We start from the raw sequence: 601 nt of genomic DNA, 5'->3' as shown, positions 1-601 counted from the left end.
GGCCTCGGCTGGCCGACCGAGCGTCGCGACCGGGCGGCCGAGATCATCGTGCTGCACATGCGCGACGAGGTGGCGCCGGAAGTGGACGTGGAGAGCCGGCTGTTGCAGGAGGGCACCAGCGCGGACGTGACCGGGACGGGCCTGGAGGAGTACGACCCCGAGTTCGCGCGAGCGCTCGTGACGGCGTACCCGCGGCTGGGGTTCGGCGCGTCCTTCGTCGGCCTCTTCCGGGACCAGGCCGAGCGCAAGCCGGACTGCGCGGCGGCCGGGTTCTTCACGCGCGGCGGCGCCGAGCGGACCCTCGCCCACCCGCTCGAACAGAGCTGAGGCCGGGCGGGGCGCGGCCCGGGGTCACCCCCGGCCCGCGCCCCGCGGCTTCGACGACGCCCGTCCAGCGGTTGCCATCGCGCCGCGGGGCGGGCGTTTCGCGTGCTGGGCCGAGCCCGAGGCGAGACGACGAGCCCTCGCGGTGTGCGGGCGCGCTCAGCTCCGCGTGTCGCGGCGGGCCCGGTACGCGCGTTGCTGGCAGGCCCGGGAGCAGTACGTGCGGGGCCGGCCGCGCGGGGTCTGGGCGACGGGCCCCCGGCAGCCGGGGCAGCGG

Annotated in this window: 1 pseudogene; it reads left to right on the top strand. The window is 78.0% G+C overall.

Going from position 1 to position 601, the window contains the following annotated elements:
* Nucleotides 1-327 (top strand): annotated as a pseudogene (locus KUM32_RS42530) (cyanamide hydratase); the annotation flags it as partial.
* Nucleotides 328-601 lie beyond the last annotated feature (274 nt).

The organism is Streptomyces sp. AC627_RSS907, assembly GCF_019049165.1.
This window is presented reverse-complemented; position numbering and strand designations above follow the sequence as displayed.